The sequence below is a fragment of the Arthrobacter sp. Y3222053 genome (assembly GCF_059092805.1).
Window position 1 is genome coordinate 61767 of the sequence record NZ_JBNHIA010000002.1, and the last position, 24613, is coordinate 86379.

25 protein-coding genes, 2 tRNA genes and 1 other RNA gene are annotated in these 24613 nt (G+C 70.4%); 13 read left to right on the top strand and 15 right to left on the bottom strand.

The window, feature by feature from the left end; genetic code table 11:
- Positions 1-206 precede the first annotated feature (206 nt).
- The 5 genes from AC5RUW_RS04520 to gnd all read left to right on the top strand — a co-directional run bounded on the left by AC5RUW_RS04520 (position 207) and on the right by gnd (position 3910).
- Positions 207-626 carry a DUF3052 domain-containing protein gene (locus tag AC5RUW_RS04520; protein ID WP_494159611.1) on the top strand — a complete coding sequence of 140 codons (420 nt, stop codon included), beginning with the start codon at positions 207-209 and terminating at the stop codon, positions 624-626.
- A 9-nt stretch (positions 627-635) separates the two neighbouring features.
- Complete coding sequence (locus AC5RUW_RS04525; protein WP_494159612.1) at positions 636-1136, top strand: redoxin domain-containing protein; 501 nt, start codon at positions 636-638, stop codon at positions 1134-1136.
- The gene (locus AC5RUW_RS04530) at positions 1133-2116 is read left to right on the top strand and encodes an NAD-dependent protein deacetylase (RefSeq protein WP_494159613.1); all 984 of its coding nucleotides are present in this window, start codon (positions 1133-1135) and stop codon (positions 2114-2116) included. Before AC5RUW_RS04525 ends, AC5RUW_RS04530 begins: the two co-directional genes overlap by 4 nt.
- Positions 2117-2222: 106 nt before the next feature.
- Positions 2223-2295: transfer RNA gene (locus AC5RUW_RS04535), tRNA-Val, on the top strand.
- Positions 2296-2473: 178 nt separating this feature from the next.
- Positions 2474-3910: an NADP-dependent phosphogluconate dehydrogenase gene (gnd, locus tag AC5RUW_RS04540; RefSeq protein WP_494159614.1), complete on the top strand. Its 1437-nt coding sequence runs from the start codon at positions 2474-2476 to the stop codon at positions 3908-3910.
- 85 nt (positions 3911-3995) lie between these two features.
- On the opposite strand, the gene epsC is transcribed toward gnd, so the two are convergent.
- The 3 genes from epsC to msrA all read right to left on the bottom strand — a co-directional run bounded on the left by epsC (position 3996) and on the right by msrA (position 6175).
- Positions 3996-4580: a serine O-acetyltransferase EpsC gene (gene epsC / locus AC5RUW_RS04545; protein WP_494159615.1), complete on the bottom strand. Its 585-nt coding sequence runs from the start codon at positions 4578-4580 to the stop codon at positions 3996-3998.
- Positions 4581-4638: 58 nt separating this feature from the next.
- Positions 4639-5574 (bottom strand): cysteine synthase A, encoded by a 936-nt coding sequence (gene cysK / locus AC5RUW_RS04550; protein WP_494007278.1) that lies wholly within the window; start codon positions 5572-5574, stop codon positions 4639-4641.
- 76 nt (positions 5575-5650) lie between these two features.
- Positions 5651-6175: a peptide-methionine (S)-S-oxide reductase MsrA gene (msrA, locus tag AC5RUW_RS04555; RefSeq protein WP_494159616.1), complete on the bottom strand. Its 525-nt coding sequence runs from the start codon at positions 6173-6175 to the stop codon at positions 5651-5653.
- Between the two features lie 90 nt (positions 6176-6265).
- Between msrA and AC5RUW_RS04560 the strand changes: the two genes are divergently transcribed.
- The 3 genes from AC5RUW_RS04560 (at position 6266) to AC5RUW_RS04570 (ending at position 9018) form a co-directional block, all read left to right on the top strand.
- Complete coding sequence (locus AC5RUW_RS04560) at positions 6266-7219, top strand: Nif3-like dinuclear metal center hexameric protein (protein WP_494159617.1); 954 nt, start codon at positions 6266-6268, stop codon at positions 7217-7219.
- A 62-nt stretch (positions 7220-7281) separates the two neighbouring features.
- Entirely contained in the window at positions 7282-8022 is a 741-nt protein-coding gene (locus AC5RUW_RS04565; protein ID WP_494159618.1) for a zinc ribbon domain-containing protein, read from the top strand.
- Between the two features lie 3 nt (positions 8023-8025).
- Positions 8026-9018, top strand: coding sequence for a reverse transcriptase-like protein (locus AC5RUW_RS04570; protein ID WP_494159619.1), 993 nt, complete (start codon positions 8026-8028; stop codon positions 9016-9018).
- A gap of 68 nt (positions 9019-9086) precedes the next feature.
- On the opposite strand, the gene AC5RUW_RS04575 is transcribed toward AC5RUW_RS04570, so the two are convergent.
- Complete coding sequence (locus AC5RUW_RS04575; protein WP_494159620.1) at positions 9087-9869, bottom strand: YaaA family protein; 783 nt, start codon at positions 9867-9869, stop codon at positions 9087-9089.
- Between the two features lie 34 nt (positions 9870-9903).
- On the opposite strand from AC5RUW_RS04575, the gene rnpB reads away from it, so the two are divergent.
- The 3 genes from rnpB (at position 9904) to AC5RUW_RS04590 (ending at position 13406) form a co-directional block, all read left to right on the top strand.
- Positions 9904-10285, top strand: an RNA gene (gene rnpB / locus AC5RUW_RS04580) — RNase P RNA component class A.
- 179 nt (positions 10286-10464) lie between these two features.
- Positions 10465-11745 carry an MFS transporter gene (locus AC5RUW_RS04585; RefSeq protein ID WP_494159621.1) on the top strand — a complete coding sequence of 427 codons (1281 nt, stop codon included), beginning with the start codon at positions 10465-10467 and terminating at the stop codon, positions 11743-11745.
- A gap of 191 nt (positions 11746-11936) precedes the next feature.
- Positions 11937-13406, top strand: a complete 1470-nt coding sequence (locus AC5RUW_RS04590) for a glyceraldehyde-3-phosphate dehydrogenase (protein WP_494159622.1) — start codon at positions 11937-11939, stop codon at positions 13404-13406.
- Between the two features lie 79 nt (positions 13407-13485).
- On the opposite strand, the gene AC5RUW_RS04595 is transcribed toward AC5RUW_RS04590, so the two are convergent.
- The 5 genes from AC5RUW_RS04595 to AC5RUW_RS04615 all read right to left on the bottom strand — a co-directional run bounded on the left by AC5RUW_RS04595 (position 13486) and on the right by AC5RUW_RS04615 (position 16994).
- Positions 13486-14058 (bottom strand): peptide deformylase, encoded by a 573-nt coding sequence (locus AC5RUW_RS04595; RefSeq protein ID WP_494159623.1) that lies wholly within the window; start codon positions 14056-14058, stop codon positions 13486-13488.
- 31 nt (positions 14059-14089) lie between these two features.
- Entirely contained in the window at positions 14090-15247 is a 1158-nt protein-coding gene (locus AC5RUW_RS04600; RefSeq protein ID WP_494159624.1) for an acyl-CoA dehydrogenase family protein, read from the bottom strand.
- Between the two features lie 110 nt (positions 15248-15357).
- Positions 15358-15430, bottom strand: a tRNA-His gene (locus AC5RUW_RS04605).
- A gap of 107 nt (positions 15431-15537) precedes the next feature.
- Entirely contained in the window at positions 15538-16152 is a 615-nt protein-coding gene (gene orn, locus AC5RUW_RS04610) for an oligoribonuclease (protein WP_494159625.1), read from the bottom strand.
- Positions 16153-16199: 47 nt separating this feature from the next.
- Entirely contained in the window at positions 16200-16994 is a 795-nt protein-coding gene (locus AC5RUW_RS04615) for a hypothetical protein (RefSeq protein WP_494159626.1), read from the bottom strand.
- 240 nt (positions 16995-17234) lie between these two features.
- Here AC5RUW_RS04615 and mptB point away from each other — a divergent pair, with 240 nt between their 5' ends.
- Positions 17235-18767 carry a polyprenol phosphomannose-dependent alpha 1,6 mannosyltransferase MptB gene (gene mptB / locus AC5RUW_RS04620; RefSeq protein WP_494159627.1) on the top strand — a complete coding sequence of 511 codons (1533 nt, stop codon included), beginning with the start codon at positions 17235-17237 and terminating at the stop codon, positions 18765-18767.
- On the opposite strand, the gene AC5RUW_RS04625 is transcribed toward mptB, so the two are convergent.
- Entirely contained in the window at positions 18730-19983 is a 1254-nt protein-coding gene (locus AC5RUW_RS04625; protein ID WP_494159628.1) for a glycosyltransferase 87 family protein, read from the bottom strand. The genes mptB and AC5RUW_RS04625 overlap by 38 nt on opposite strands.
- A gap of 121 nt (positions 19984-20104) precedes the next feature.
- Between AC5RUW_RS04625 and AC5RUW_RS04630 the strand changes: the two genes are divergently transcribed.
- Positions 20105-20515 carry a DUF3224 domain-containing protein gene (locus AC5RUW_RS04630; RefSeq protein ID WP_494159629.1) on the top strand — a complete coding sequence of 137 codons (411 nt, stop codon included), beginning with the start codon at positions 20105-20107 and terminating at the stop codon, positions 20513-20515.
- 42 nt (positions 20516-20557) lie between these two features.
- Here AC5RUW_RS04630 and AC5RUW_RS04635 read toward each other — a convergent pair whose 3' ends face one another.
- From AC5RUW_RS04635 to AC5RUW_RS04655, 5 genes are all read right to left on the bottom strand, one after another.
- Positions 20558-21319, bottom strand: a complete 762-nt coding sequence (locus AC5RUW_RS04635) for a M50 family metallopeptidase (protein ID WP_494159630.1) — start codon at positions 21317-21319, stop codon at positions 20558-20560.
- Between the two features lie 3 nt (positions 21320-21322).
- Entirely contained in the window at positions 21323-22174 is an 852-nt protein-coding gene (locus tag AC5RUW_RS04640) for an anti-sigma factor (RefSeq protein WP_494159631.1), read from the bottom strand.
- Positions 22158-22787, bottom strand: coding sequence for an RNA polymerase sigma factor (locus AC5RUW_RS04645; RefSeq protein WP_494160189.1), 630 nt, complete (start codon positions 22785-22787; stop codon positions 22158-22160). The genes AC5RUW_RS04640 and AC5RUW_RS04645 overlap by 17 nt, the downstream gene beginning before the upstream one ends.
- Positions 22788-22807: 20 nt before the next feature.
- The gene (locus AC5RUW_RS04650; protein ID WP_494159632.1) at positions 22808-23491 is read right to left on the bottom strand and encodes a class F sortase; all 684 of its coding nucleotides are present in this window, start codon (positions 23489-23491) and stop codon (positions 22808-22810) included.
- A gap of 110 nt (positions 23492-23601) precedes the next feature.
- Positions 23602-24423, bottom strand: a complete 822-nt coding sequence (locus AC5RUW_RS04655; protein ID WP_494159633.1) for a DUF4397 domain-containing protein — start codon at positions 24421-24423, stop codon at positions 23602-23604.
- Positions 24424-24613 lie beyond the last annotated feature (190 nt).

Consider the following 24613-nt stretch of genomic DNA (forward strand, 5'->3'; position numbering starts at 1 on the left):
CGTGCGCCCGGTCTGTTGCGTAGCCTGTTCGCTATCGGCGCGCCCGTATGACGGCGGTACCCGGGCCGGGAGCAGCCCCGGGAACGCGGCGGACGGACGGGCCCTTGAACACCGGGCCGGTTGGGTGTTCCCTTGGTTCAGGAACACCACAGTTCCGCCCGATATGTGATTCCCTTATAGGTATGCAGTCATCCAGGAGGAGTGAAGTGAGCGAGGCCGAGGCCGTCACGGAAGAGAACGTGGCGGGACGATTGGGTTTCAAGGACGGTGACCTCGTTCAGGAATTCGGCTACGACGACGACGTCGACTTCGATTTCCGGGAAGACCTGGAAGACGTCATCGGATCCGAACTGCTGACTGAGGATGACCACGACGTGGTCGACGGCGTCATCCTCTGGTGGCGCGCCGACGACGGGGACCTGGTGGATGCCCTGGTCGACTCCCTGACCACCCTTGACGAGGGCGGCGTCGTGTGGGTGCTGACCCCGAAGTCCGGACGGGCCGGGTACGTCTCGCCCTCCGAGATCGAGGAAGCCGCGCCGACCGCAGGACTGCACGTCACCACGTCTCCCGGTGTTTCCGCGGACTGGGCCGCGACCCGCCTGGTCAGCCGGCGGAAGAAGTAGACGGACCCTTTGGCCCTGGATCAGCGGTCTTTTCTGGACCGTTCCCCGGCTCCGGACTTCGAACTCGCCAACCAGCACGGTGCGCCGGTCCGGCTGCGGGATTTCGCCGGGCATGCGGTGTTCCTGGTGTTCTTCCCGTTTGCCTTCTCCCGCGTGTGCACCGGTGAGCTTCGGCAGCTGCGCGGGCAGGCGGCGATGTTCGAGCAGGCGGGCGCCCGCGTGGTCGGGGTGTCCTGCGATTCCCGGTACACGCTGAGGGCCTATGCCGAGGCGGAGGACCTGCCGTTCGACCTGCTCTCCGACTTCTGGCCGCACGGCGAGGTCTCGCGCCTCTTCGGCGCCTTTGACGAACAGCTGGGCCGGCCGATCCGGCTGACCGCGGTGATCCGCCCGGACGGTTCGCTCGCCGAGGCCTTCTCCACCGACCCCGGCGAAGCACGCCCGCCGGCCGCCTACCGGGAAGCCCTGGACCGCCTCGCCCCGCAGGCTGCACCCGGGGCAGCGACGTGAGCACGGAGCGCAACGGGCAGCCGACGCCGCCCGCCGCCGCCGGAGCGCCGTCCCCGTCGTCCAGGCCGGGGGAGGCTCCGACGCAGGCACGCGAGCCGACCGCCGAGGAGCGCGCGCAGCTGCAGCAGGCGCTCCGGCTGCTCTCGGGCCGCCGCCTGGCCCTGCTGACCGGCGCCGGGCTCAGCACCGATTCCGGCATTCCCGACTACCGCGGGCCGGGCGCCCCGCCCCGGAACCCCATGACCTACCAGCAGTTCATCGGCGACCAGGCCCTGCGCCGGCGCTACTGGGCCCGCAACCACGTCGGCTGGCACCACATGCGCAGGGCCGTGCCCAACGCCGGGCACCGGGCGGTGGCGGAGCTGGAACGGCGCGGACTGATCACCGGACTGATCACCCAGAACGTGGACCGCCTACACACCGACGCCGGCAGCCGCCAGGTCATCGACCTGCACGGCCGCTTCGACCAGGTCATCTGCCTGGACTGCGGCAGCCGGTTCAGCCGGGCCGACATCGCCGATCTGCTGCTGCGCCTGAACCCTGGCTACCTCGAGGAGATCGGCGACCGCGGGGACATCAACCCCGACGCCGACGCCGAGATCACCGACACGGACTCCTTCGTGGTGGCGGACTGTCCGGTCTGCGGGGGCATCCTCAAGCCGGACTTCGTGTACTTCGGGGAGAACGTGCCCAAGGACCGCGTGGCTGCGGCCTTCGACATCCTGGCCGCCGCCGATGCCCTTGTGGTGGCCGGATCCTCCCTCACGGTCATGAGCGGGCTGCGGTTCGTGCGTCGCGCCCACAAGGACGGCAAGCCCGTGGTCATCATCAACCGCGGGCCCACCCGCGGCGACGAGCTGGCCGACCTCAAACTGGACATGGGCACCGCGCCGGCCCTGGCCTACCTGGCCCGGCACCTGCCCGACCTGGCCGCTCCCGCGGCCGGCGCCGGGGACGGCGGCGGCGCGGGCCGGAATTAGGCAACCCGGCCCGTGATCCGGTAGGGTTGTTCCTCGTGACACGGCGCTGGAGAGCCCGGTTCGGAGGAGAAATCCCCGGACGGTTCCTGGCATAACGGTCACAATCGGGTCTTTAGCTCAGCTGGTAGAGCGCCACGTTTACACCGTGGATGTCATCGGTTCGATCCCGGTAGGACCCACACCGAACCCGCAGGCGGCGCCTGCGGGTTTTCGTGTCTTCCCGGGCACCGCGGCGCCTGCCGCCGGGGCGGCCGTGTGGCGGCGGACGCGCCCGGAAGAATAGGGTGGAGTGGACGAACGGCGCGCGCGCCGACCCCGTGCCCTGCAACAGGGCACCCGAAGAATCCTGGAGTTGTTTTGAGCGCACAAATTGGTGTGACCGGCCTGGCAGTCATGGGCGCGAACCTCGCCCGCAACCTGGCCCGCAACGGGTACACGGTGGCCCTGCACAACCGCTCGGTCGCCAAGACCGACGCCCTGCTGGCAGCCCACGGCGATGAGGGGAACTTCATCCGCACCGAGTCGCTGCAGGAGCTGGTGGACTCGCTGGAGAAGCCCCGCCGGGTGCTCATCATGGTCAAGGCCGGCGCTCCGGTGGATTCGGTGATCGACCAGCTGACCCCGCTGCTGGAGGAAGGCGACATCGTCATCGACGCCGGCAACTCCCACTACGAGGACACCCGGCGCCGCGAGGCGGCCCTGGCCGGGAAGGGCCTGCACTTCGTGGGCGTCGGCGTCTCCGGCGGCGAGGAGGGCGCGCTGCTCGGCCCCTCGATCATGCCCGGCGGCTCCCGTGAGTCCTACGATTCCCTGGGCCCGATGCTGGAGAAGATCTCCGCCAAGTACAACGGCGAGCCCTGCTGCGCGTGGGTCGGCACCGACGGCGCCGGCCACTTCGTCAAGATGGTGCACAACGGCATCGAGTACGCCGACATGCAGGTCATCGGCGAGGCCTACGACCTGCTGCGCTCCGCCGCGGGCATCGAGCCGGCCGAGCAGGCCGAAATCTTCCGCGAATGGAACGCCGGCCAGCTCAGCTCGTTCCTGATCGAAATCACCGCCGAGGTGCTCGCCCACAAGGACGAAAAGACGGGCAAGCCGTTCGTCGACGTCGTCGTCGACTCCGCCGGGCAGAAGGGCACCGGCCGCTGGACCGTCGTTTCCGGCCTGGACCTCGGCTCGCCGGTGTCCGGCATCGCCGAGTCGGTTTTCGCCCGCGCCCTGTCCTCGCAGCGCGGCCAGCGGGCTGAGGCGCAGGAGGTGCTTACCGGCGCCGAGACCGAGGTGCAGCTGCCCGAGACCTTCGTGGAGGACGTGCGCCAGGCGCTCTACGCGTCCAAGCTGGTCAGCTACGCGCAGGGCATGGACATGCTCGCTGCCGCCGCCAAGGAGTACGGCTGGGACCTCAGGCTCGACGAGATCGCCTCGCTCTGGCGCGCCGGCTGCATCATCCGCGCCGAGCTGCTCGACGACATCATGAAGGCCTACGAGGACGGCAAGGTCCCAGCGAACCTGCTGCTGGATCCGGCGTTCGCCGAGTCCATCGCCGCGGCCGTGCCGGCCTGGCGCCGCGTCGTGGCCACCGCCGTGCAGCTGGGCATTCCCGTGCCCGTGTTCTCCTCCTCGCTGGCCTACTACGACGGCCTGCGCCGGCGTCGGCTGCCTGCCGCCCTGACGCAGGGCCTGCGCGACCTGTTCGGTGCACACACCTACAACCGTGTCGACGCCGAAGGGACCTTCCACACGCTGTGGAGCGGTGACCGTTCCGAGGTCTCCGCCGTCGACACGCACTGAGAGGTGCCGGCGGGCATCACCCAGGCATAAGGAAAGGCCGGCAGCCCTCGGGCTGCCGGCCTTTCCCTGTCGGAGGGCTCCGCGCCTAGATGTAGATCGCCGGATCCACGTACTCGGCCGGATCCACCGCCGCCAGCGTTTCCTTCCGGTCCCTGTGCCGCCAGGTCGCCGGGATGCCGGTGACGATCGAGTCGGCCGGGGCGTCCTTGACGACGACGGCGTTCGCGCCGACCGCCGAGTTGTCGCCGATGGTGACCGGGCCCAGCACCTTGGCACCGGCCCCGATGGTGACGTTGTTGCCGATGGTGGGGTGGCGCTTGACCTTGGCCAGTGAGCGTCCACCCAGGGTGACCCCGTGGTAGAGCATCACGTCGTCGCCGATTTCGGCGGTTTCCCCGATGACCACGCCCATGCCGTGGTCAATGAAGAAACGCCGGCCGATCGTGGCGCCGGGATGGATCTCAATGCCCGTCGCGAACCGCGTCAGCTGGGACAGCACCCGGGCGGGAAACCGCAGCGCGGGATTGGCCCACATCCGGTGGGTCAGCCGGTGCATCCAGATGGCATGCAGCCCGGAGTACACGACGAGGTTCTCAAGGGACCCGCGTGCCGCCGGATCGTGGGAGGCGGCGGCACGGAGGTCTTCACGCAGGCGGGCGAGGATTCTCACTCAGGTTCTTTCTGGTTCGGGGCCCTGCCCGGCACGGGCGGGCAGGGTAACCGGGGACCTATCCCCGGATGTCGTCGTACAGGACGGTGGAGATGTAGCGCTCTCCGAAGTCGCATACGGTGGCGACGATCAGCTTACCGGCGTTCTCGGGCCGCTTTGCCAGCTCCAGGGCCGCCCAGACGATCGCGCCGGAGCTGATGCCGCCCAGGATGCCTTCCTGGGTTCCCAGCGCACGTGCGGTGGCCACGGAGTCCTCAATGGACGCGTCGAAGACCTCGTCGTAGATCTCGGTGTCGAGGATCTCCGGCACGAAGTTCGCGCCGATGCCCTGAATCTTGTGCGGTCCCGGGGCGCCGCCGTTCAGGATGGGGGAGTCCTTGGGCTCGACGGCCACGATCTGCACGTCCGGCTTGCGCTGCTTCAGGACCTGCCCGACGCCGGTGATGGTGCCGCCGGTGCCGATGCCGGCCACGAAGATGTCTACCTGGCCGTCGGTGTCCTTCCAGATCTCCTCCGCGGTGGTCTCACGGTGGACCGCGGGATTGGCGGAGTTGGCGAACTGCTGCGCCCAGATGGCGTTGTCGGTGGAGGCGACGATCTCCTTGGCCTTCTCCACCGCGCCGCGCATGCCCTCGGACCCGGGCGTCAGCACGATCTCGGCGCCAAAGGCGCGCAGCATGACCCGCCGCTCGGTGGACATGGTCTCCGGCATCGTGAGGATGACCTTGTAACCGCGGGCGGCGCCGACCATAGCCAGGGCGATGCCCGTGTTGCCGGAGGTGCCTTCGACGATGGTGCCGCCGGGGCGCAGCGCGCCGGCCTTCTCGGCGGCGTCGACGATGGCCACGCCGATGCGGTCCTTGACGCTGTTGGCCGGGTTGTAGAACTCAAGCTTGACGGCCACCTCGGCCGGAAGGCCCTCGGTGAGCCGGTTCAGGCGGACCAGCGGAGTGTGACCCACCACCTGGGTGACGTCGTCGTAGATGCGTGCCATGTTGATTCCTCTGTTCTCAGTCTGCGGGACGGACACAGAACTGCCCGTTCCAGCCTATCGCCGGGCCTGCCGGACCCTACGCGGCAAGCCATTCGGAGTAATATTTGCGGGCCTTGGCCAGCTTCGGGTTGATAATCACCTGGCAGTAGCCGGCCCAGGGCTGCTTGGCGTAGAAGTCCTGGTGATAGTCCTCCGCCGGATGGAACGTCGGCAGCGGCACGATTTCGGTGACGATCGGATCCTTCCAGTCGGCCTGCGCCCGCTCCAGGGCCTGCAGGTACTCCTGCCGCTGCTCCTCGGTGCGGTAGAACATGGCCGACCGGTACTGCGTTCCGACGTCATAGCCCTGCCGGTTCAGCGTGGTCGGATCGTGGGAGGCGAAGAACAGGCCGAGGATCACCTCGGGCGGCACCACGGCCTCATCGAATGTCACGGAGACCACCTCGGCGTGCCCGGTGCTCCCGGAGCACACGCTGTCGTAGTTCGGGTGCGGGTCATGGCCGCCGGTGTAGCCCGACACCACCTCGCTGACTCCGCGGGTCTGCCGGTAGACGGCGTCCAGGCACCAGAAGCACCCGCCGCCAAGCACATAGGTCTTCATGCTTTGTGCCAACCGCCGCACGGGCGGATCCATTCCCGCCCGTGCGGCGGAATTGAGCGCCGCCGGTGCGGCAGAGTACAACTTAAAGCTATGAACGCAGAGCATTCCGCCGCAGGCGGCAGCGGTCCCGGCGCCGTGCACCCCGATGAGGCGGGCGCCGACGAGATCGGCGTCGGCTCCGGCGCCCCGGCGGCGGCCGACGCCGCTCCGACGCTGGGCGATGTGCTCCTGGCCGCGGAGGAGCTGTGGCCCGAATCCCTGGCCGAGGACTGGGACGCCGTCGGGCTCGTCGCGGGACGTCCCGAGCGGCCCGTCCGGCGGATCATGTTCGCCGTCGATCCGGTGTCCGCCGTGGTCGACGATGCGCTGGCCTGGGGTGCGGACCTGCTCATCACCCACCACCCGCTGATGCTCAAGCCGGTGAACTCCGTGGCGGCCACCGGTTTCAAGGGTGAAGTGGTCCACCGGCTGATTGAAGCGGGATGCGCCCTGCTGGCCGTACATACCAACGGTGACAGCGCCGTCGGCGGAGTCTCGGACGTGCTCGCCGATGCACTCGGCCTGCAGGACGTGCAGCCGCTCGCCCCGGCCGCGGAGGGCCTGCCCGAGGAGGGGATCGGACGGGTCGGGGAACTGGACCAGGTGCGCAGCCTGTCCGACTTCGCCGAGCGGGTCTTCAGCGTGCTTCCGGCGGTGGCCGGCGGCGTGCGGGTGGCCGGCGACCCGGACGGGCTGGTTCGCCGGGTGGCGGTCTGCGGGGGAGCCGGCGACAGCCTGTTCGCCGCCGTCCGCCGGGCCCAGGCCGATGTCTACGTCACCGCGGACCTGCGCCACCATCCGGCCTCCGAGGCGCGGGAGGCCGCCCTCAACGGCCGGCCCTACCTGATCGACGTCTCCCACTTCGGCAGCGAGTGGCTCTGGCTCACCCCCGCTGCGGCGGCCCTGGAGAACGTGCTGGCCGACCAGGGGTTCGAGGTCGAGGTCCGCGTGAGCACCGTGAACAGCGACCCGTGGGATTTCGTGCTCACCCCCGGGGTGGACTGACCTGCCGCCTGCCATAGGCTAGGGAGGGTCCGGGGTCCGCCCGGACAGCAACGGAGGTACACGTGGCAAAAGCATCACCGGCCGAGCAGCTGCGGCTGCTGGACCTGCAGGCCCTGGACAGCCGGATCCGCAAGCTGCGCAGCGAAGCGCGGGCGGCCGCCGGCAACCCGGAAATCGCCGCGGCGCAGGAGCGCCGGGACGAGGCCCGGAGCGCGGCAGCCGAAGCTGACGGCGCCGTTACCGCCGCCGAGCGGGAGATCACCAAGGCGGAGGACGACGTCGCCGCCGTCACGGCCCGGCTCGAGCGCAACCAGGCCCGGCTCGATTCCGGAACGGGCACCTCCAAGGACCTCACCGCGCTGCAGCACGAGATCGAGTCCCTCACCCGAAGGCGTTCGGACCTGGAGGATGTGGAGCTTGAGGCGATGGAGCGGCTGGAGGAGCTGCGCGGTACCGCAGGCGCGGCGCACCAGGTGCTCGACCGTGCCGCCGGGGAGCTGGCCGCACTTGAACAGGCCCGCGACGCCGAACTCGAGCGCATCCGCGTCGAGGAAAACGCTGCGCTGGAGCAGCGCAGCGGACTCGCCGGAACCTTCGAGCCGGGCCTGCTGGCCCTGTACGAAAAGACCCTGGACCGGCACGGCGTCGGCGCCGCGCGGCTGTTCCACGGCTCATCGGAAGGCTCGGGCATGCAGCTGAGCCCCGGCGACCTCGCCGACATCCGCCGTGCCGCTGAGGACGACGTCGTCTTCTGCCCCGACTCCGGGTGCATCCTGGTCCGTTCCGCGGAATGGGGCAGCTGAGCAGTGACGCTGTTTGAACACGAGCCCGCCGCCGCCCCGGCGCCGGGCGGCAGGATCCTGGTGGTGGAAGCCGACGGCGGGTCCCGCGGCAACCCCGGCCACGCCGGCTACGGCGCACTGGTCCGGGACCCGGACACCGGCCGCATCATCGCCGAAGAGGCGCAGTATGTGGGCATCGCCTCCAACAACGTCGCCGAATACTCCGGCCTGGTCGCCGGACTGCGGATGGCCCACGCCATCGACCCCGGCTGCTGGATCCTGGTGAAGATGGACTCCAAGCTCGTCGTGGAACAGATGAGCGGACGGTGGAAGATCAAGCACGAGGACATGCGCCGGCTCGCGCAGCAGGCCAGGTCCATGGTCGATCCGCAGCGTGTTAAATACGAGTGGATTCCCCGCGAGAAGAACAAGGACGCCGACCGGCTGTCCAACGAAGCGATGGACGCCGGAATCGCCGGCGTGCCCTGGCAGCCGAGGAAAGGCTCGCCCGGGCCGGTCGGCTCCAGCCCCGCCGGCGGCACCGCTCCGGATGGGGGCGACACCGCCTCTCCGGACGCTTCCGCCGTTCCGGCGCGGCCGGAGGACGTCCCGGCTCCGCCCGCCCCGACCGGGCGGCTACATCACGTCGAAGTCTGGGTCCGCGACCTCGCCGCGGCGGAGAAGTCGCTGGGCTGGCTGCTGGAGCGCCTGGGCTTCACTCCCGGGGATACATGGGCCACCGGACGACGCTGGAACGGCGCCGACGGATACATCGTGCTGGAAGCTGGCCCCGACGTCGTCGACACCGCCCATGAACGGCGCCGGCCGGGCGTGAACCACCTGGCCTTCACGGCCGGAACCAGGCATGAGGTGGACCTGCTGGCCCGCCGCGCCGCCAGCCACGGCTGGACGCAGCTCTTCGCGGACCGGTACCCGCACGCGGGCGGGCCGGAGCACTACGCCGCCTACCTGGAGAACGCCGACGGCTTCGAAGTGGAGCTGGTGGCCGCCGGCTGAGGGCGCGCCTCCGGTGCCGGGCGGCTCCGGCGGCACTGCCCGTCCTGCCCGGTGCCCGGCTCGGGAGGTCAGCGGGTGAAGACCGCGTCCTCGGGCAGGATCAGGTTCAGCTGATGTGGTTTGCGGCCGGCCGGCGGCAGCAGCTCGGCCTGCCACTTCTCCGCGGCGGCCGCCAGCAGCTCCCCGGGCGTGCGCGGTTCGGGACCGCTGCGGGCCAGCAGGTGGCGGGCCAGCTCGCCGCGCGTGTGCTTGGCGAAGTGGGAGACCACCTTCCGCTCGCCGTTGCGGATCTGGAACACGTTGACCGCCGTGCCGGAGGCCGGATCCGGCGCCCACGCCGCGGCGTAGGTGCTGGAGCGGCAGTCCACGACCAGCCGGCCGTCGGCGTGCTTGTCCAGGACGCCGGAGAGCTGCCGCTTCCAGAACGCCGCCAGCGCACCCGTTTCGGGCAGCCGCGCGGACATGGAGAGCCGGTACGCGGGAATCGGATCCGCGAATCCGAGCGCTCCCCACAGGGCCGAGACCACCAGCACCTGCCGGTCCGCGCGCTCCCGTGCCTCCGGCGGCAGGGTGCCGTAGCCCAGCGCGTCGTACAGCACCCCCGAATACACCGCGTGGGCCGGCGCCGTCGGCTCCTCGGCGAGCCGGGTGTTCCGGGCCACCTCCCCCGCAAGCGAGGCGCCGACCTTGAGCACCTGCAGCGCGTCGGGGGAGGCGCTGACGCGTGCCAGCTCGTTGAGCACCAGCTCGCGGGCGGGGCTCAGCTCAGGGAAACGCAGGGCGGAGTAGTCGAAGCGGGGGCCGGCCGCGGGAGCGGTCTTGCCTTCGGACGGGGGCAGCAGAATCAGCACCAGTCGATTTTATCGGTAGCATTGACGGCAGGGACGGGTTGGCCAGGCAATCGCGTCGGGGCCCGCAGGGGCACCCGCCGAGGAAAGTCCGGGCTCCGCAGGGCAGGGTGGTGGGTAACGCCCACTCGGGGAAACCCGCAGGACAGTGCCACAGAAAACAGACCGCCGTCGGCAATGCCGCACGGTAAGGGTGAAAAGGCGGTGTAAGAGACCACCAGCGCCCCGGGTGACCGGGGCGGCTAGGTAAACCCCACCCGGAGCAAGGCCAGACAGGACGCGTTCGAGGGCTGCCCGCCCGAGCGTCCGGGTAGGCCGCTGGAGGACGCCGGCAACGGCGCCCCGAGATGGATGATTGCCGCGGCGGATCCGGTAACGGAACCGCCGTACAAAACCCGGCTTATCGGCCAGCCCGTCCCTGCCCCCGCCTCCGCGGGCGGCCCTTCCGAGGCAGCTGCGGGCAGATCGGCGGGATTATGCGGCCCCACCGGGCCCGCTGCAACACTTCAGGCAAAGATGCGGGCCGTTTTCGGGTACATGCATCTGCATGCGGCGCTGCGTCCGAGTGCCTGACGGGCCCCTCGGCTATCCTGTGGCAATGTCCCGCACGAGCGACAAGCACCTCCTGGCCCGGAACGCCAACTTCCGGGCGCTGTGGATCTCCTCCACGGCAGGCCTCCTGGGTACGTCGGTGGCCGCCGTCGCGCTGCCGCTGATCGCTGCGGTCGAGCTGGACGCCGGCAACTTCGCAGTGGCCGCGCTGGCGGGCATCGGTTATCTTCCCTGGCTCCTTTTCGGTCTCCCCATCGGGGCGCTGGTGGACCGCTACCGCCGCCGGCCGCTGATCATCGGCTCCCTGGCGGCGCGGATCCTGCTGCTCGCGTCGCTGCCCGCGGCGTACTGGCTCGACGCGCTGAGCCTCGCCCACCTGTTTGCCGTGTCCTTCCTGGCCGGCCTGGCCGCAGTCTTCTTCACTCTGGCCGAGGCGGCCCTGGTGCCCCGGGCCGTGGACCGCGAGGACCTGGTGGAGGGCAACGGCCTGATGACCGGGTCCGGCGCTTCCGCCGACGCCGCCGGGCGGGCGCTGGGCGGGTGGCTGACCCAGGCGTGGGGGGCTTCCAATGCCCTGCTGGTCCAGGTGGCAGCCTCCGTCGCCGCGCTGCTGGCTGTGGCGTCGCTCAAAGTTCAGGAAGCTGCCCGGCCCCCCGCCGGGCGCCGCCTGGGCCGGGAAATGGGCGACGGGCTGCGCTACGCCCTCAGCACCGCACCGCTCCGCGTGCTCCTCTGCGTCGGTGCGCTGTGGAACCTGGGCGGGAACATCATGGCTTCCGTGCTGGTGCTGCTGGTCGTCCGCACCATCGGGGAATCGCCGCTCATGCTGGGCGTGGTGACCGCGGCCCTGGCCGTGGGCGGAACCCTGGGCGGACTCACCGTCAAGCGGGCCACCGCGCGGCTGGGCTCCGGCCGGGTGTGGCGCTACTCGCTGTTTCCCGCGGCGGCCGGCTATGCCAGCCTCCTGTTCATGACCCCCGGATGGGGCATGCTGCCAGGCATCGCCGGGCTGTTCGTCACCGGCTTCTTCATCTCCCAGAACATCGTCGTCTCCACCAGCTTCCGCCAGCGCGTCTGCCCGCCGTGGATGATGGGCCGGCTCAGCTCCGCGAACCGGATGGTCAGCTGGGGCATGCTCGCGGTGGCCGCCTTCGCCGGCGGCACGCTGGCCACCCTGCTCGGCGTCCGGGAGGCCGTGTTCGTCGGGCTCTGCGTGGCGCTCACCGCTCCCTTGCTGGCCGTGTTCGGCCCGCTTCGCGGCATCCGCCACCTGGAGGAGCTCGAGCCCGCCGCTGACGCACAGCAGGCCACCGGAAGCCCGCTGTGATAAATGTCTCGCAACACGAAGCGGTCACGAATGTGGGCCGCAATACACTGGTAGTGGTCCTGCCTTCCCTGCGAAGGACGAAACGGGAGAACACTGCTGTGACGGGCTTGGCCCGGCTGCGGGCGGTGACGCCCGCGGTGCAAACCAACCGGCACGGAGCTGTGCCGGCTGAGATAAGGATGTGAAGATCTGTGAGCCAGAAGTCCGAGACCTGCCTGGAAACCTGGATGGACCGGGTGGCCCTCGCGGAGGCCATGATTCCGCTCATCGGGCGGCTGTACCGTGAGAACAGTGTTGTCACCTCGGTGCACGGCCGGAGCCTGGTGAACCGCTCCGTGATCGAAATCCAGAAGGCGCACCGCTGGGCGCGCCAGATCGACGACACCGAGCTGCCGCTGGCGGAGACCTACCCTGTCCTGGAGGCCCTGGCCGGCCTGGACCTCGGCGCCTCGTCCATTGACCTGGCCCGCCTGGCGACCAAGTACAAGGAGCTCGGCGAGGGCGCCGACCTTGAGGCCTTCCTCCGCGCGGAGCTGGCCGACGTCGTCGGCCGCGGCGGCGCGGACGAGCGCACCAGCACCGACGTCGTGCTGTACGGCTTCGGCCGGATCGGCCGGCTGCTGGCCCGGATCCTGATCGAGCACGCAGGCGGCGGGCACGGCCTGCGGCTGCGCGCGATCGTGGTGCGCAAGGGCTCGGAGAACGACATCGTCAAGCGCGCCAGCCTGCTGCGCCGCGACTCGGTGCACGGCGCCTTCGACGGGACCATCACCGTCGATGAGGAGAACAACACCATCCTCGCCAACGGCACCCTGATCCAGGTCATCTACTCGAACGACCCGGCCTCCGTCGACTACACCGCGTACGGCATCAATGACGCGATCGTGGTGGACAACACCGGCCGCTGGCGCGACGAGGAGGGCCTGTCCCAGCACCTGCAGTCCAAGGGCGTGGCGCGGGTGCTGCTCACGGCCCCGGGCAAGGGCGACCTGAAGAACATCGTCCACGGCATCAACCACCAGGTGATCACCGACGAGGACCGGATCCTTTCCGCCGCGTCCTGCACCACCAACGCGATCACTCCCGTGCTGAAGGTGCTGAACGACCGCTTCGGCATCGTCCACGGGCACGTGGAAACGGTGCACTCGTTCACCAACGACCAGAACCTGATCGACAACTTCCACAAGGGTGACCGCCGCGGCCGCTCCGCGGCGCTGAATATGGTCATCACCGAGACCGGCGCGGCCAAGGCCGTGGCCAAGGCGCTGCCCGAACTGGGCGGCAAGCTCACGGGCAACGCCATCCGCGTGCCCACCCCCGACGTCTCGATGGCGATCCTGAACCTGAACCTGGAGCAGCCCACGGACAAGGATGAACTGAACACGTTCCTGCGGGAGGTGTCGCTGAACTCCGACCTGCACAAGCAGATCGACTACATCGCTTCGCCGGAGGTCGTCTCCACCGACTTCGTCGGCTCCCGCCGCGCCGGCATCGTTGACGGCCTGGCGACCATCTGCAGCGGCACCAACGCCGTCGTCTACGTCTGGTACGACAACGAGTTCGGGTACTCCTGCCAGGTGGTCCGGGTCCTCGAGGAGATGGCGCACGTCAACCCGCCCGCCTTCCCGAAGGCCGAGGAACTGGCCGCCGTCGTCAGCTGACGCCGAGGCAGGACCGAGAACATAAAAGCCCCGCTCCCGGAAGGGAGCGGGGCTTTTCGCGTACCGCCTGGGCCGGGCGTCAGTGGCCGAAGGGGTCCGGGTCCACGCCCGGCATCCAAGCCAGGCCCGGAACGTTCCAGCCGTTGCCGCGGACGGCCTTCTTCGCCGCGCGGGCCCAGCGGTCGGTCAGCCGGTCCACGTACACCTTGCCGTCCAGGTGGTCGTATTCGTGCTGCATCACCCGGGCGAACCAGCCCGTCGCCTCGAAGTCGACCGGGCGGCCGGCCTCGTCGAAACCGGTCACGCGGGCCCAGGCGGCGCGCTGCAGGGGGAAGGCCTCACCGGGAACCGAGAGGCACCCTTCCGTGTGCTCGTCGGGGTCCGGGGCGGAGCCGGGGACCTTTGAGGTCACCAGCACCGGGTTGACGAGCACGCCGCGGTCCGGCGCGTCGTCGTCGTTGGGGTAGTCAAAGGTGAAGATCCGCAGGCCGACGCCGATCTGCGGTGCAGCGAGGCCGACGCCGTGGGCTGCGTCCATCGTCTCGTACATATCGGCGACGAGGGAGCGCAGATCCTCGTCAAAGGCGGCGACCTCGACGGCGCGGCGGTGCAGGACCGGCTCGCCGTGGATCACGATGGGGCGGATGGCCATGTGGGGGAGTCCTTTGTGCAGTGAGGCGGGGTCAGCGGGCGATGTCGCGCCCGATGACCTCCTTCATGATTTCGCTGGTGCCGCCGAAGATGGTCAGCAGCCGGGCGGCCAGGAAGGCCTGGGCCACGGGATATTCCATGATGTACCCGTACCCGCCGTGCAGCTGCAGGCACCGGTCGGTGATCGTCTTGGCCCGCTCGGCTGCCCAGAGCTTGGCCTTGGCGGCGGAGACGGGATCGAGTGCGCCGTCGTTGAAGGCGCGGACGGCCGCATCGACGTAGGCTTCGGTGACCTCCACCTCGGTGAGGAGCTCGGCCAGCGTGAACCGGGAGGCTTGGAAGTCCATGATTCGGGCGTCGAAGGCGGTGCGTTCGCCCGTGTAGCGCACGGTGGCGTCGTAGACCGCGCGGGAGACCGCTGAGGCCGCCACGGCGATGGCCAGCCTGCCCTGGGGCAGCTGGCCGGCGGCGTACTCCAGTCCGCGGCCTTCCTCGCCCACCAGGTCTCCGGCCGGCACGCGGACGTTGTCGAAGAAGAGCTCAGCGGTGTCCGAGGCCTTCAGGCCCATCTTGTCCAGCTGCCGGCCGGTGGAGTACCCCTCGGTCTTGCCGACCATGAACATGCTGAAGGAACCGCTTCCGCCGCGCCCGCTGCCGCCGTCGGTGCGGGCCAGGACCAGCGCGGCGTCGCCGCTGATGCCGTTGCCGATGAACGTCTTCTGCCCGGTGAGCAGCCAGTCCCCGTCCTCGGTGCGGACGGCGCGGGTGCGGATGCCGCGCAGGTCGCTGCCGGCTCCGGGCTCGGTCCAGGCGACGGAGGTGACGATGTCACCGGAGACCATGCCGGGCAGCCAGCGCTGCTTGAGGTCCTCGGACCCGTAGGCCAGCAGGTGGGGCAGGACCAGATCATCGTGGAGGTGGAAGGCGAGGCCGACGGCGAGGTGGCCGGCGCGGGCGAACTCCTCGTCCAGGACAACCCGGTACCGGTAGTCCGGCATGCCGGCGCCGCCGTATTCCTCGGGCACCGCCAGGCCGAGCAGGCCCTGCTCGCCGGCCGCCTTCCAGAGCCGGCGGGGCATCATGTGCTCACGGTCCCAGTCGGCGTAGTGGGGAGCGACCTCCCGGTCGTTGAATTCCCGTGCCAGCTCGCGGAACAGTTCATGGTCCTCATCGAACAGACTGCGTAACACGTGCCCGTGCCTCCTCGTTGATCAGCAGTTCCAGTGAACCACATGGAAAAGGCCGCCCCGGATATATCCGAGGCGGCCTGAGGGGCCGGTGTACCGGCGTCCCATTTCGGGGTGAGTAACGGGGTTTGAACCCGCGACCTCCTGGACCACAACCAGGCGCTCTGCCAACTGAGCTATACCCACCATGTGCTCCGCATCGGTTTCCCTCACTGGAGCAGCGCAATCCAGCTTACACGGTTTTTTGACCGCTTCTGCGCATCCGGAGCCCCGGCGCGGCAAATGTGACGGAGCTAACCCTGCGGCTCGGCAGCCAGTGCAGCCGCAATCTTCTTCGCGGTCGCGGAATCCGGCCCGGGCGCGGGCACGAAGACCGCCTCCCGGTAGTAACGAAGCTCATTGATGGAATCGCGGATGTCGCCGAGCGCCCGGTGGCCGCCGTGCTTCGCCGGGGCCTGGAAGTAGGCCCGGGGGTACCAGCGGCGGGCCAGCTCCTTGATCGTGGAGACATCGATGACCCGGTAGTGGAGGTGGGCGATGACCTCGGGCATGTCCCGGGCGAGGAACTGGCGGTCGGTCCCCACCGAGTTGCCGGCGAGCTGGGCCTTCTTCGGCTCCGGAACCCAGGCGGTGATGTATTCGATGACCTCGGCCTCGGCCTCGGCCATGCTCATCCCGCCCGGCAGCTCCTTGAGCAGCCCGGAGGTCGTGTGCATCTCGCGGACGAAATCGCCCATGCCGGCGAGAACCTCGTCATCGGGGCGGATCACGACATCCACTCCCGTGCCCAGCACGTTGAGCTCGGCATCCGTCACGAGGACAGCCACCTCGATCAGGGCGTCACGGGAGATGTCGAGCCCCGTCATTTCGCAATCGATCCAGACAATGCGTTCACTTGAAATCGGCACCCCACCAATGTACCGCCTCGGCCCGCCGCACCCGCTGCGGGGCCCGGTCAGCTGCTGGAGTGGCTGCGCTGGCGCCCGTCGAGGGCCTCGGGGTCGGCGATGATGATCGGCAGCGGCCCGGTGGGCACGTACTGCTGCAGCGGAAGTGATCCGGTCTCGGGCGGCCCGAAGGCCCGGGTCCAGCGGCTGGGCCCGTCGCCCGCGGCGGCCTGGTGCCCCGCGTCGGCGCGGCGCCGGCCCCGACGGGTCGCGGCGGCGTCCCACGGCAACGGTTCGACCGGCGCGCCCTGGTGCTGCGGGACGGGCGGATGACCGGCGGTGTCCTGTCGCCTCGGATCGGGCGCGGTTCCGGGGCCTGCGGCGGGGGCGGCGGATCCGACGCCGGCCGGTTCGGCGGTTGACGATCCGGCGCTGGACGCGCTGGTCGGCTCGGCAGCCACCGGGACTGCGCCGTCGGCCCCGGCGGCGGAGGAGTCCTCCCGGGAGGCGGCCGCCGCCGGTGATTCGGAATCCGCCGGCCGGTCCCGGCCGCCGAACCACCAGATGGCGGCGAAGACCGCGGTCACCAGGAATGCGGTGCCTGCCCCAGCCGCCGGATCGATGTCGGTGCGGGTGGAGGCGGCGTAGGTCACGACGCCGAGGAAGATGCCCCAGAGCGCCAGATCAGGGTCCCGTCGGGGTCGCTGCGGCCGCTGTCCGGCGCGGGCCGCTGCCCGCCGCGTCCCGGCGGCCGCCGACGGCGGTGCCGGCTTGGTGGACCGCCGCCGGCGGCCGCTGCCTCCCGCGGCGCGTCGCCGGTCTTCGTTGCCTGCCTGCCCGGCCTCTGCACGATGGCGCCCCACAGCCATTACCGCCCTTGCACTTGTCGGTCCAAAACCGAGCCCAGTCTATAAGGCGGCCCCCGCCACTCAGGCGCCGCCGCGCCCGGCCCGCCGGGGATCGTTGCCGGGAACAGGCTGGTATCTTGGCTAGGACGGTGCTCATCGTGCCTGGCCCGACCTGCCTTACCAGTGCGCCGGCTTCGGCTGTGATGCCGGTGAGCCGTTCGGAAGACCAGCCAGCCGACGATTGGAACCATGCAGATGACCGCCCCTGTGCCGGCGACTGAGCCGTCGATTCCGGCCAAGGATGCCCCCGACCGACCCAATGTGGCCATCCTCCAGGGTTTCGTGGGCTCGATGATGATGCTCGTCGGTTCCCTCGGCGTCGGCTGGCTGTCGCTGGCCTCCACCGAGCTGCGGCGGATGCCCCTGATCATCTGGATGCGGTTCGAGCCGGCCGGGGCCGTGTTCTCCGTCGTCATGCTCGCCGTGGGCGGCATGCTGCTGGTCCGGTCCTGGCTTCGGCTGGGGCAGCGGATGGGATCCTGGGGCCCGGACTCCCGGCCCGTCGTGCTCCGCGCCGTCGTCGCCTGGGGTGCGCCGATGTGCGTCTGCCTGCCCCTGTTCAGCCGGGACGTGTTTGCCTACATCGCCCAGGGGCTGGTGATGGTGAGCGGCCTGAACCCGTACAAGGACGGGTACGCGCAGATCAACAACTACCTGCAGATCGGCGCCGACGACCTGTGGGCGCTGAGCCCCACCCCCTACGGCCCGGTGTTCCTCTGGCTGGAGGAGCTCGTGGTGATGATCACCGGCGGGCAGACCGAGTTCTCCATCCTGCTCTTCCGGCTGATCGCGCTCATCGGCGTGGGGATGTGCATCTGGGTGGTGCCGCGGCTGGCCGAACTGCACGGCATCAATCCCAACCGGGCGCTGTGGCTGACCGCCGCGAACCCGCTGTTCCTGGCCAACTTCATCGCTGCGATCCACAACGACGCGCTCATGATCGGCCTGGCGCTCGTGGGCCTGTACTTCGCGGCGACCCGCCGCGGCCTGCTGGGCGTGCTGCTGGTGACGCTGTCCGTGGGGATCAAGCCGATCACCCTGGTGTTCCTGCCCTTCATCGGCCTGCTGTGGGCGGGCAAGGGGGCCAGCTGGAAGCGGCGTTTCGGCTACTGGTTCCTGACCGCCGGACTGTCGCTGGCCATCCTGGCCGTGATGGGCCTGATCAACGGCTTCGGCTTCGGCTGGGTCGGAGCCCTGAGCACGCCCGGCAGCGTCTGGATCTGGTACGCGCCGGTCGGTTTCCTCGGACTGGTGGTCGCCACCCTGGGCAACTCGGTGGGCCTGCCGGGCTGGGGGATGGCCGACGTCGTGCACACTGTCGGGCGGATCGCCTCCGTGGCGATCGTGGTCTGGCTGATGTTCGTGGGCGACCACGGCCGGCTGGTGCGCCGGCTCACGCTCGGCTTCGCGGCCATCGTGTTCCTGGCCCCCATGATCCAGTCCTGGTACGTGGTGTGGCTGATCCCGCTGTTCGCCGTGACCGGCATCCGCAGCGACTGGCAGGCCAAGACGCTCTACCTGATCGTGTCCTTCTTTATGGTGTACGCGATCAGCGACCAGCTGGACATTTGGCCCTACTTCGAGTTCAGCCTTTCCGCCGCCCGGCAGATCGCGGTGGTGACGGCCCTTGCCTTCGCCCTCTACCTGATCTTCCTGGATCCGAAGACCAAGACCCTGTTCCGGAAGAAGCTCACCGATCCTGCGCCGGGAGAGCTGCGGGTCCGCTGACCCGCGCTGCCCGGGCCAGGGAGACGATCCGGGCCAGCGCCCAGCCGAAGAGCACCAGCAGGGCGCCGTTGCGCACCGTCAGCAGGACGGCGACGGCGGTGTTCAGGTCCTCGTACAGGGCCTGGTAGAAGAGCGGGTAGACCAGGGTGGTCAGGGCGGCCACGCCGAGCATCAGCCAGGCGGGGAACCGCCAGGCGCGGCCCTCCCAGGCCAGCCCGACGGCGGTGACGGCCACCAGCCACAGCATGAACTGCGGCGAGCCCACCTTGTTGAAGACAATGAAGGCGCTGACCAGGGCCAGGGCACCGGCTGCGATCAGCTCACGTTCCGGTACGCCGCGCCGCAGCGCCCAGATGAGCAGCAGGGCGACGGCGACGGCGGCGGCGGCGAGCAGCGGCGTCATCAGCGCCGCGACCGGTTCGCCCAGCGCGCCGCGGACTTCACGGGTATTGATCACCACGTCCTCGAAGATGTGGGCGTCGGAGCGACCCAGGATGGCCTGCCACAGGCCGGGCGTGGTGAAGGGAGCTTCCAGCTGCATTCCGCGGTCCCCCTGCGCGCCGATGAAGCTCAGCAGGTGGCGCAGGCCGCCGGCCGCGGCGACTGCCGCAGCGATGAGGACGGATACCGCGGCGCCGGCGGCCAGCAGGGTCAGCCGCCGGCGCCAGGCCACCAGCAGTGCCAGGATGACGGCGGCCGGCCAGACCTTGATCCATGTCGCCGCCGCCAGCAGCGCCGACGCCACGACCGGCCGCCGCTCCAACAGCAGCAGGGCGATGATCACCAGCGGAACCGTCAGCCCGTCGATGCGGCCCACGGCCACCGGGCCCAGCAGCGCCGTCGCCGCCAGCCACCAGTACGCCGCCGCCGTCCTGCGCGGCGTCGGCCGGGCGGTCAGCAGCGCGAACGCCGCGGCGTTCAGGCAGGCGAAGAGCAGGAACCAGGCAAACATGTACCCGCCCCAGCCGCCCAGCCCGGCCAGCAGCATGGGTGCCAGGGCCCCGATCGGGTAGACCCAGTCCGAAACAATGCCCCGGGGTTCGCCCTGCAGCGCATCGAAGGCCCATTCGCGGTAGAAGCGCACATCGCTGAGCACATCCCCGGAGAGCATCATCGGCGCAAGCACCGCCAGAATGCCGCCGTGCACCAGGAAAAAGGCCGGCCACAGCACGGACCGGCGGCGAAGGAAGGAAACCGGAGTCGGTTCAGCGGACATGCGGGGACGGCTCTCCTTAGACGCGGAAATACCTGCAGATTCGGCTGCAGGTACAGCGTCAAGGCTACCGGCGGGCGGCGCGCGGAATGCAATCACGGGCGGGACACGGAATACTGGAGGGATGACCGAGGGAACTGAAGTGCAGATTGTCGCCGATTTTGAAGTCTCGGAGTGGGAACCGACCGCCTACCAGGTGGAGGGAACCAACAGCGAGCTGTCCACCGTCCGCGCCCGGAAGATCTTCGAGGGCGACATCGTGGGAACCTCGGTCGCGGACCTGATCATGGCCGGCAACGCCGTCGGCGCGGGTTACGTGGCGTCGGAGGTCTTCGCCGGGCGGATCGCCGGCCGTGAGGGCACCGTGGTGATCCAGCACTGGGGCCTCGCCGAAGGGGAGGCGACCGCCAGCTCCGGGCACATCATTCCCGGCTCCGGCACCGGTCAGCTCGCCGGAATGGCCGGGCAGGCGGTGTTTTCGCAGCTGCCCGACGGCCAGCACCGGCTTGAACTCAGGGTGACCTTCCCGGCCTGACGGCCGGGCCGGACCCGGGGCGAACGCCGGCGGGAAGGGCGGCTACGCCCGGACGCTGCCGAGGTAGGCCAGCGCCGCTGCAGCCCATCCCGCAGCGATCACCACCGCGAAGAGGGCCAGCCAGCCAAAGGCCGGGAACCGTGTGCGCCGGGCCAGGATCCAGGCGTCCGAGGCGTTCGGCGTCCCCGGGCGCAGATGGAGCCGCAGCACCTTGAACCAGTCCCGCACCGCGCCCACCAGCAGGGCCAGGCCCAGGACGAGGCACACGAGGGCGGTGGCCGGGGGCGTGCTGAACCACACCAGCAGCACGGCGGAGGCCGCGCAGCCCACCGCGATCACTGCACCGTGTACATTGCGGATGAACAGCAGGGCCGCCAGGAGTATCAGCGCCGAGGCGGACAGCGCCGCCGGCGCCCAGCCGGTCAGGGCGGCCGCGGTGAAGGCCGCGCCCGCAACGGCAGGGGCGGGATAGCCCCAGAAGCCGGCCCAGGCCGCGGACGCCCGGCCGCGGCCCAGGCTGCGGACCTGCCCCGAGTGGTCGAAGCGCAGTTCGATCCCGCGCAGCCGCTGGCCCGTGCTGAGCGCGGCGAAGGCATGGCCGAGTTCGTGGACGAACGTCACCAGCAGGCCGAACCACCGCCAGCTGACGCGCGGCACGGACAGCAGGACGGCGGCGGCCACAACCGCCGCCGGCAGCCACAGGGGAACCTCCGGCGGTTCGACGCGGGCGAATCCCGCGGCCAGTCGGTCCCACCAGGCCGGCAGCAGCTCCGCCGCCCGTTCCCGGACGGCCGCGACGTGCACGGGCTAGAGCTCCAGCTCGCCGCGCAGGATCGAGTCGCCGGAATGGGCGGGGTTGCCGTCGAAGGGCTCATCGGAGATGTCGACGACCGGGTAGCTGTCCAGGTCGAGGTCCTCCGGCAGCGGGAAGCGCGCCTCGGTACCTTCCATGGTGCCGAGGCTGACCATGGACTGCGCGTCCGGAGCCAGGAGCCACACCTCACGGTATCCGGCGGCATCGGTTCCGCTGGCCCGGACCACCAGCTCCCGGCGCCCGTCAGGCAGCCGGTCCACTTCGGCGCGGCCGGTCTCCTGATAGGCCGGCAGCGGCTGCAGATCGGCTGCGGCGAGCGTTTCCGGTTCCCGGTTCAGGGCCTGCACAGTGCCCCAGACAGCTGCGCCGGCCAGGACGGCGGCGGCAGCGGCGGCCGCCGGCAGCCAGCGGCGTGCGCTCCGCGCTGGGCGTCCGGCCCCCGGCCGGGTCGATGCCCCGGCAGGTTCAGGGCCGCCCGCCCGGAGCGGTGCTGCCCCGCGCCGGCGGGCCTGGAGGTCGATGACGTCGGCGCCGTCGGCACCGTTGTCGTCGGCACCGTCGGCGGCACTGCCGGCGGGTCCGCCGCGGTGCGCCGGGTCCTCCCGCACGGCGTCGGACAGGTTCAGGGTCCGGTGGATCCCCTCCCAGACGGAGGAGGGCGGGTATTCATCGGCGGGCAGGCCGCTGCCGCCGGGGGCGGTGCTCCGGCCGACGGCGACGACGCGGTCGAAAGCGGCCAGCTCGCCGGTGCATTGCGGGCAGGAGTCGAGATGGGCCTGTTCCTCGGCGGAGGCCGGTTCGCCCAGGGCCAGGAGGGACAGCGTTTCCTCATGCAGGTGCCGCATCGCTGGCCTCCAATCGCTGTCTCAGTTGAATCAGTCCCCGTCGGATGTGGCTCTTCACGGTGCCCAGGGGCAGCCGGAGCCGGTGGGCAATCTGCTGGTGGGTCAGGTCCTCGTGGAAGGCCAGCCGCAGGATGGCCGCCTGGGGATCGCCCAGCCGGTGCAGCTCGGCTTCGAGCACCAGCCGGTCCGCCACCCGGTCCGGATCAGACTCCGCGTCGGCCGCACGAGGCGGTTCGCCGGCCACGCTGTCGATGGTGTCCGCCTCTTTCATCCGTGCGGATGTCAGGTCGGCGGCGACGTTGCGGGTGATGCCCACGAGCCAGCCCGCCAGCGGTGCTGCGTCAGGGCGGTAGCCGCCGCGGTAGCGCCAGGCGCGGATGAAGACCTCCTGCACGGCGTCGTCCGCCGCGGCCCCGGTGTCGCCCAGCCGCCGGACGGCGAGAGCCCGGATGAGGGGCGCATGACGCCGGTACGCCTCGGCCAGGGCCGCCTCGTCCCCGTCACGGAAGGCGCTGCCCAGCGCGTCATCCGTCACGGAGGGGCCGAGGGCCATGGGTTGCGTTCTCCTGCGGTGGAAGGGCACCGGCGGCAGCTGCGCAGCGGTGTCACTCATGGTCACGGTGCACGTCCTCCTCAGGGGAGCGGCGCCGCCGTGAGGACAATGTTATCCGCATAATCGTCGTCCGCCTCCACATACTCGCCGCCGCATGTCACCAGTTTCAGCAGCGGTTCTCCGCTTCGGTCGAAGAGCTCCCCGGAGTTCAGGTCCCGCTTGGCGATCTGCTCCACGGATCCTGCCGCGTACCGGACCGTGCTTCCGTCCGACCGTGTCACCGTCACGACGGTGCCGGGCCGCACCTCGTCGAGCCGGGCGATGGGCAGGGCCTCGGTGCCGGTGTCCAGGTGGGCCGCCAGGACGGAGGAGCCGGCGGGGGAACCCGGAGGCGGTCCGTACCGGTACCAGCCCGCCTGGCGGTGGTTGTCGGGCAGGACCATCTCGCCGTCATCGCGGACCCCGGTGGGCACCACTTCCAGGTCGAGCCCGATTTCCTCGATCTGTACCCGGACCGGGGCCGGGCGGGAGATCTCCGGCGTCGGAGCCGCGTCGCGGACCGGAACACTGTCCGGTGCCGGCGCCGTGGCCGGCTCCGGGACCGCAGGTCCCGCGGTGACGGAGGACGACGTCGGGCCGCTGGACTGGACCGGCGCGGCCGGGGGCTGGGCGGACGTCGAGCAGGAAACAGCGCCCAGGGCGACCGCTGCCGAGGCCAGGATGAGGCCGGTTGCTTGGGAAAGGCGGGGCCGGGAAGAGTTCATGGGGTGCTGCTCCTGCGTCGGTGGTCGGGCCCGTGGGCGGGGACGAGGTGCCGGGCCGGCGTCCGGCCTGCAGGAAGCAGGGCGGACGCCGGCCCGATGCCGGCAGGGCCTTAGCGGCCGGCGGTCTCGGCGGCCCGGCTGCGGCGGAACAGCGCCAGGGCGCCGCCGACGGCGAGCAGGCCGGCCGCGGCGGTGGCGGCGACGGCGCTGCCGGCACTGTTGTCCCCGGCTTCCAGGGCACCCGGCACGGCGCTCGGCGAGGAGTGCATTCCGGTCACGGACTGGGTGGCCAGGGCCAGGTTGCCGTCCTCGAGGGAACCCCAGGCGTACACGATGGTGTTGGTGCCTTCGGGCAGGTTCAGGTCGGCCGGGCCGATCACGGGCTCGGTGGTGCCGGCTGCCGCCACCGAAGCGGAGATGGTTCCGGGATCAACGGTCAGGACCTCTTCCATCGGGTTCTCCAGACCGCTGATCACGGGGCTGCCGTTGGCGAGGACGTCGACTGCCGGGGCGGCTGCCACGTGGCGCACCGTCAGCCGGGACTTGCCGGCCTCGATCATCGAGGTGTCATTGGTGAACACGTTCGCTGTGGGCTGGCCGGAGGCGTCCAGGTTGGCCGTCGCGGTGTAATCCATCCCGGCGGCGAGGTCAACGGAGACCGGGCCGATGATCGGAGCGGAGGCATCAGCGGCGTCGGGGGCGGTGATGGCCAGTTCATAGGTGCCGGCCGGCAGGGGCAGGGGGCCGGCCAGCGTGCCGGGGGCAAAGTCGTCCAGGGTGAGGGCGCCGTTGACGTAGACGTCGACGACCGTGTCCGGCACCCCGTGGAGCACGGACAGCTGGGCGTCGCCCTCCGCAGCGGAGGCAGGGGTCATGAATCCAACGGCAGCGACGGTGCCGGCGGCGGCGAGGAACGAGATGGACTTGCGCATCGGGGTCTCCTTTGGCGGACCGCCCCTGGGAGCGGTTTCTGTTTTTGCTGACACCCCTGTTACCGGCGTCACAGCAAAAACGGATGCAGATGCATGGATTTTTTCTGGGAGAGTTTTTACGGCCGGGGGCCCCGCCGGGTTTTCAGGTCCCGTTCCGGCCGCGCTCCGCCTGCCCCGCCCGTTCCCGTGG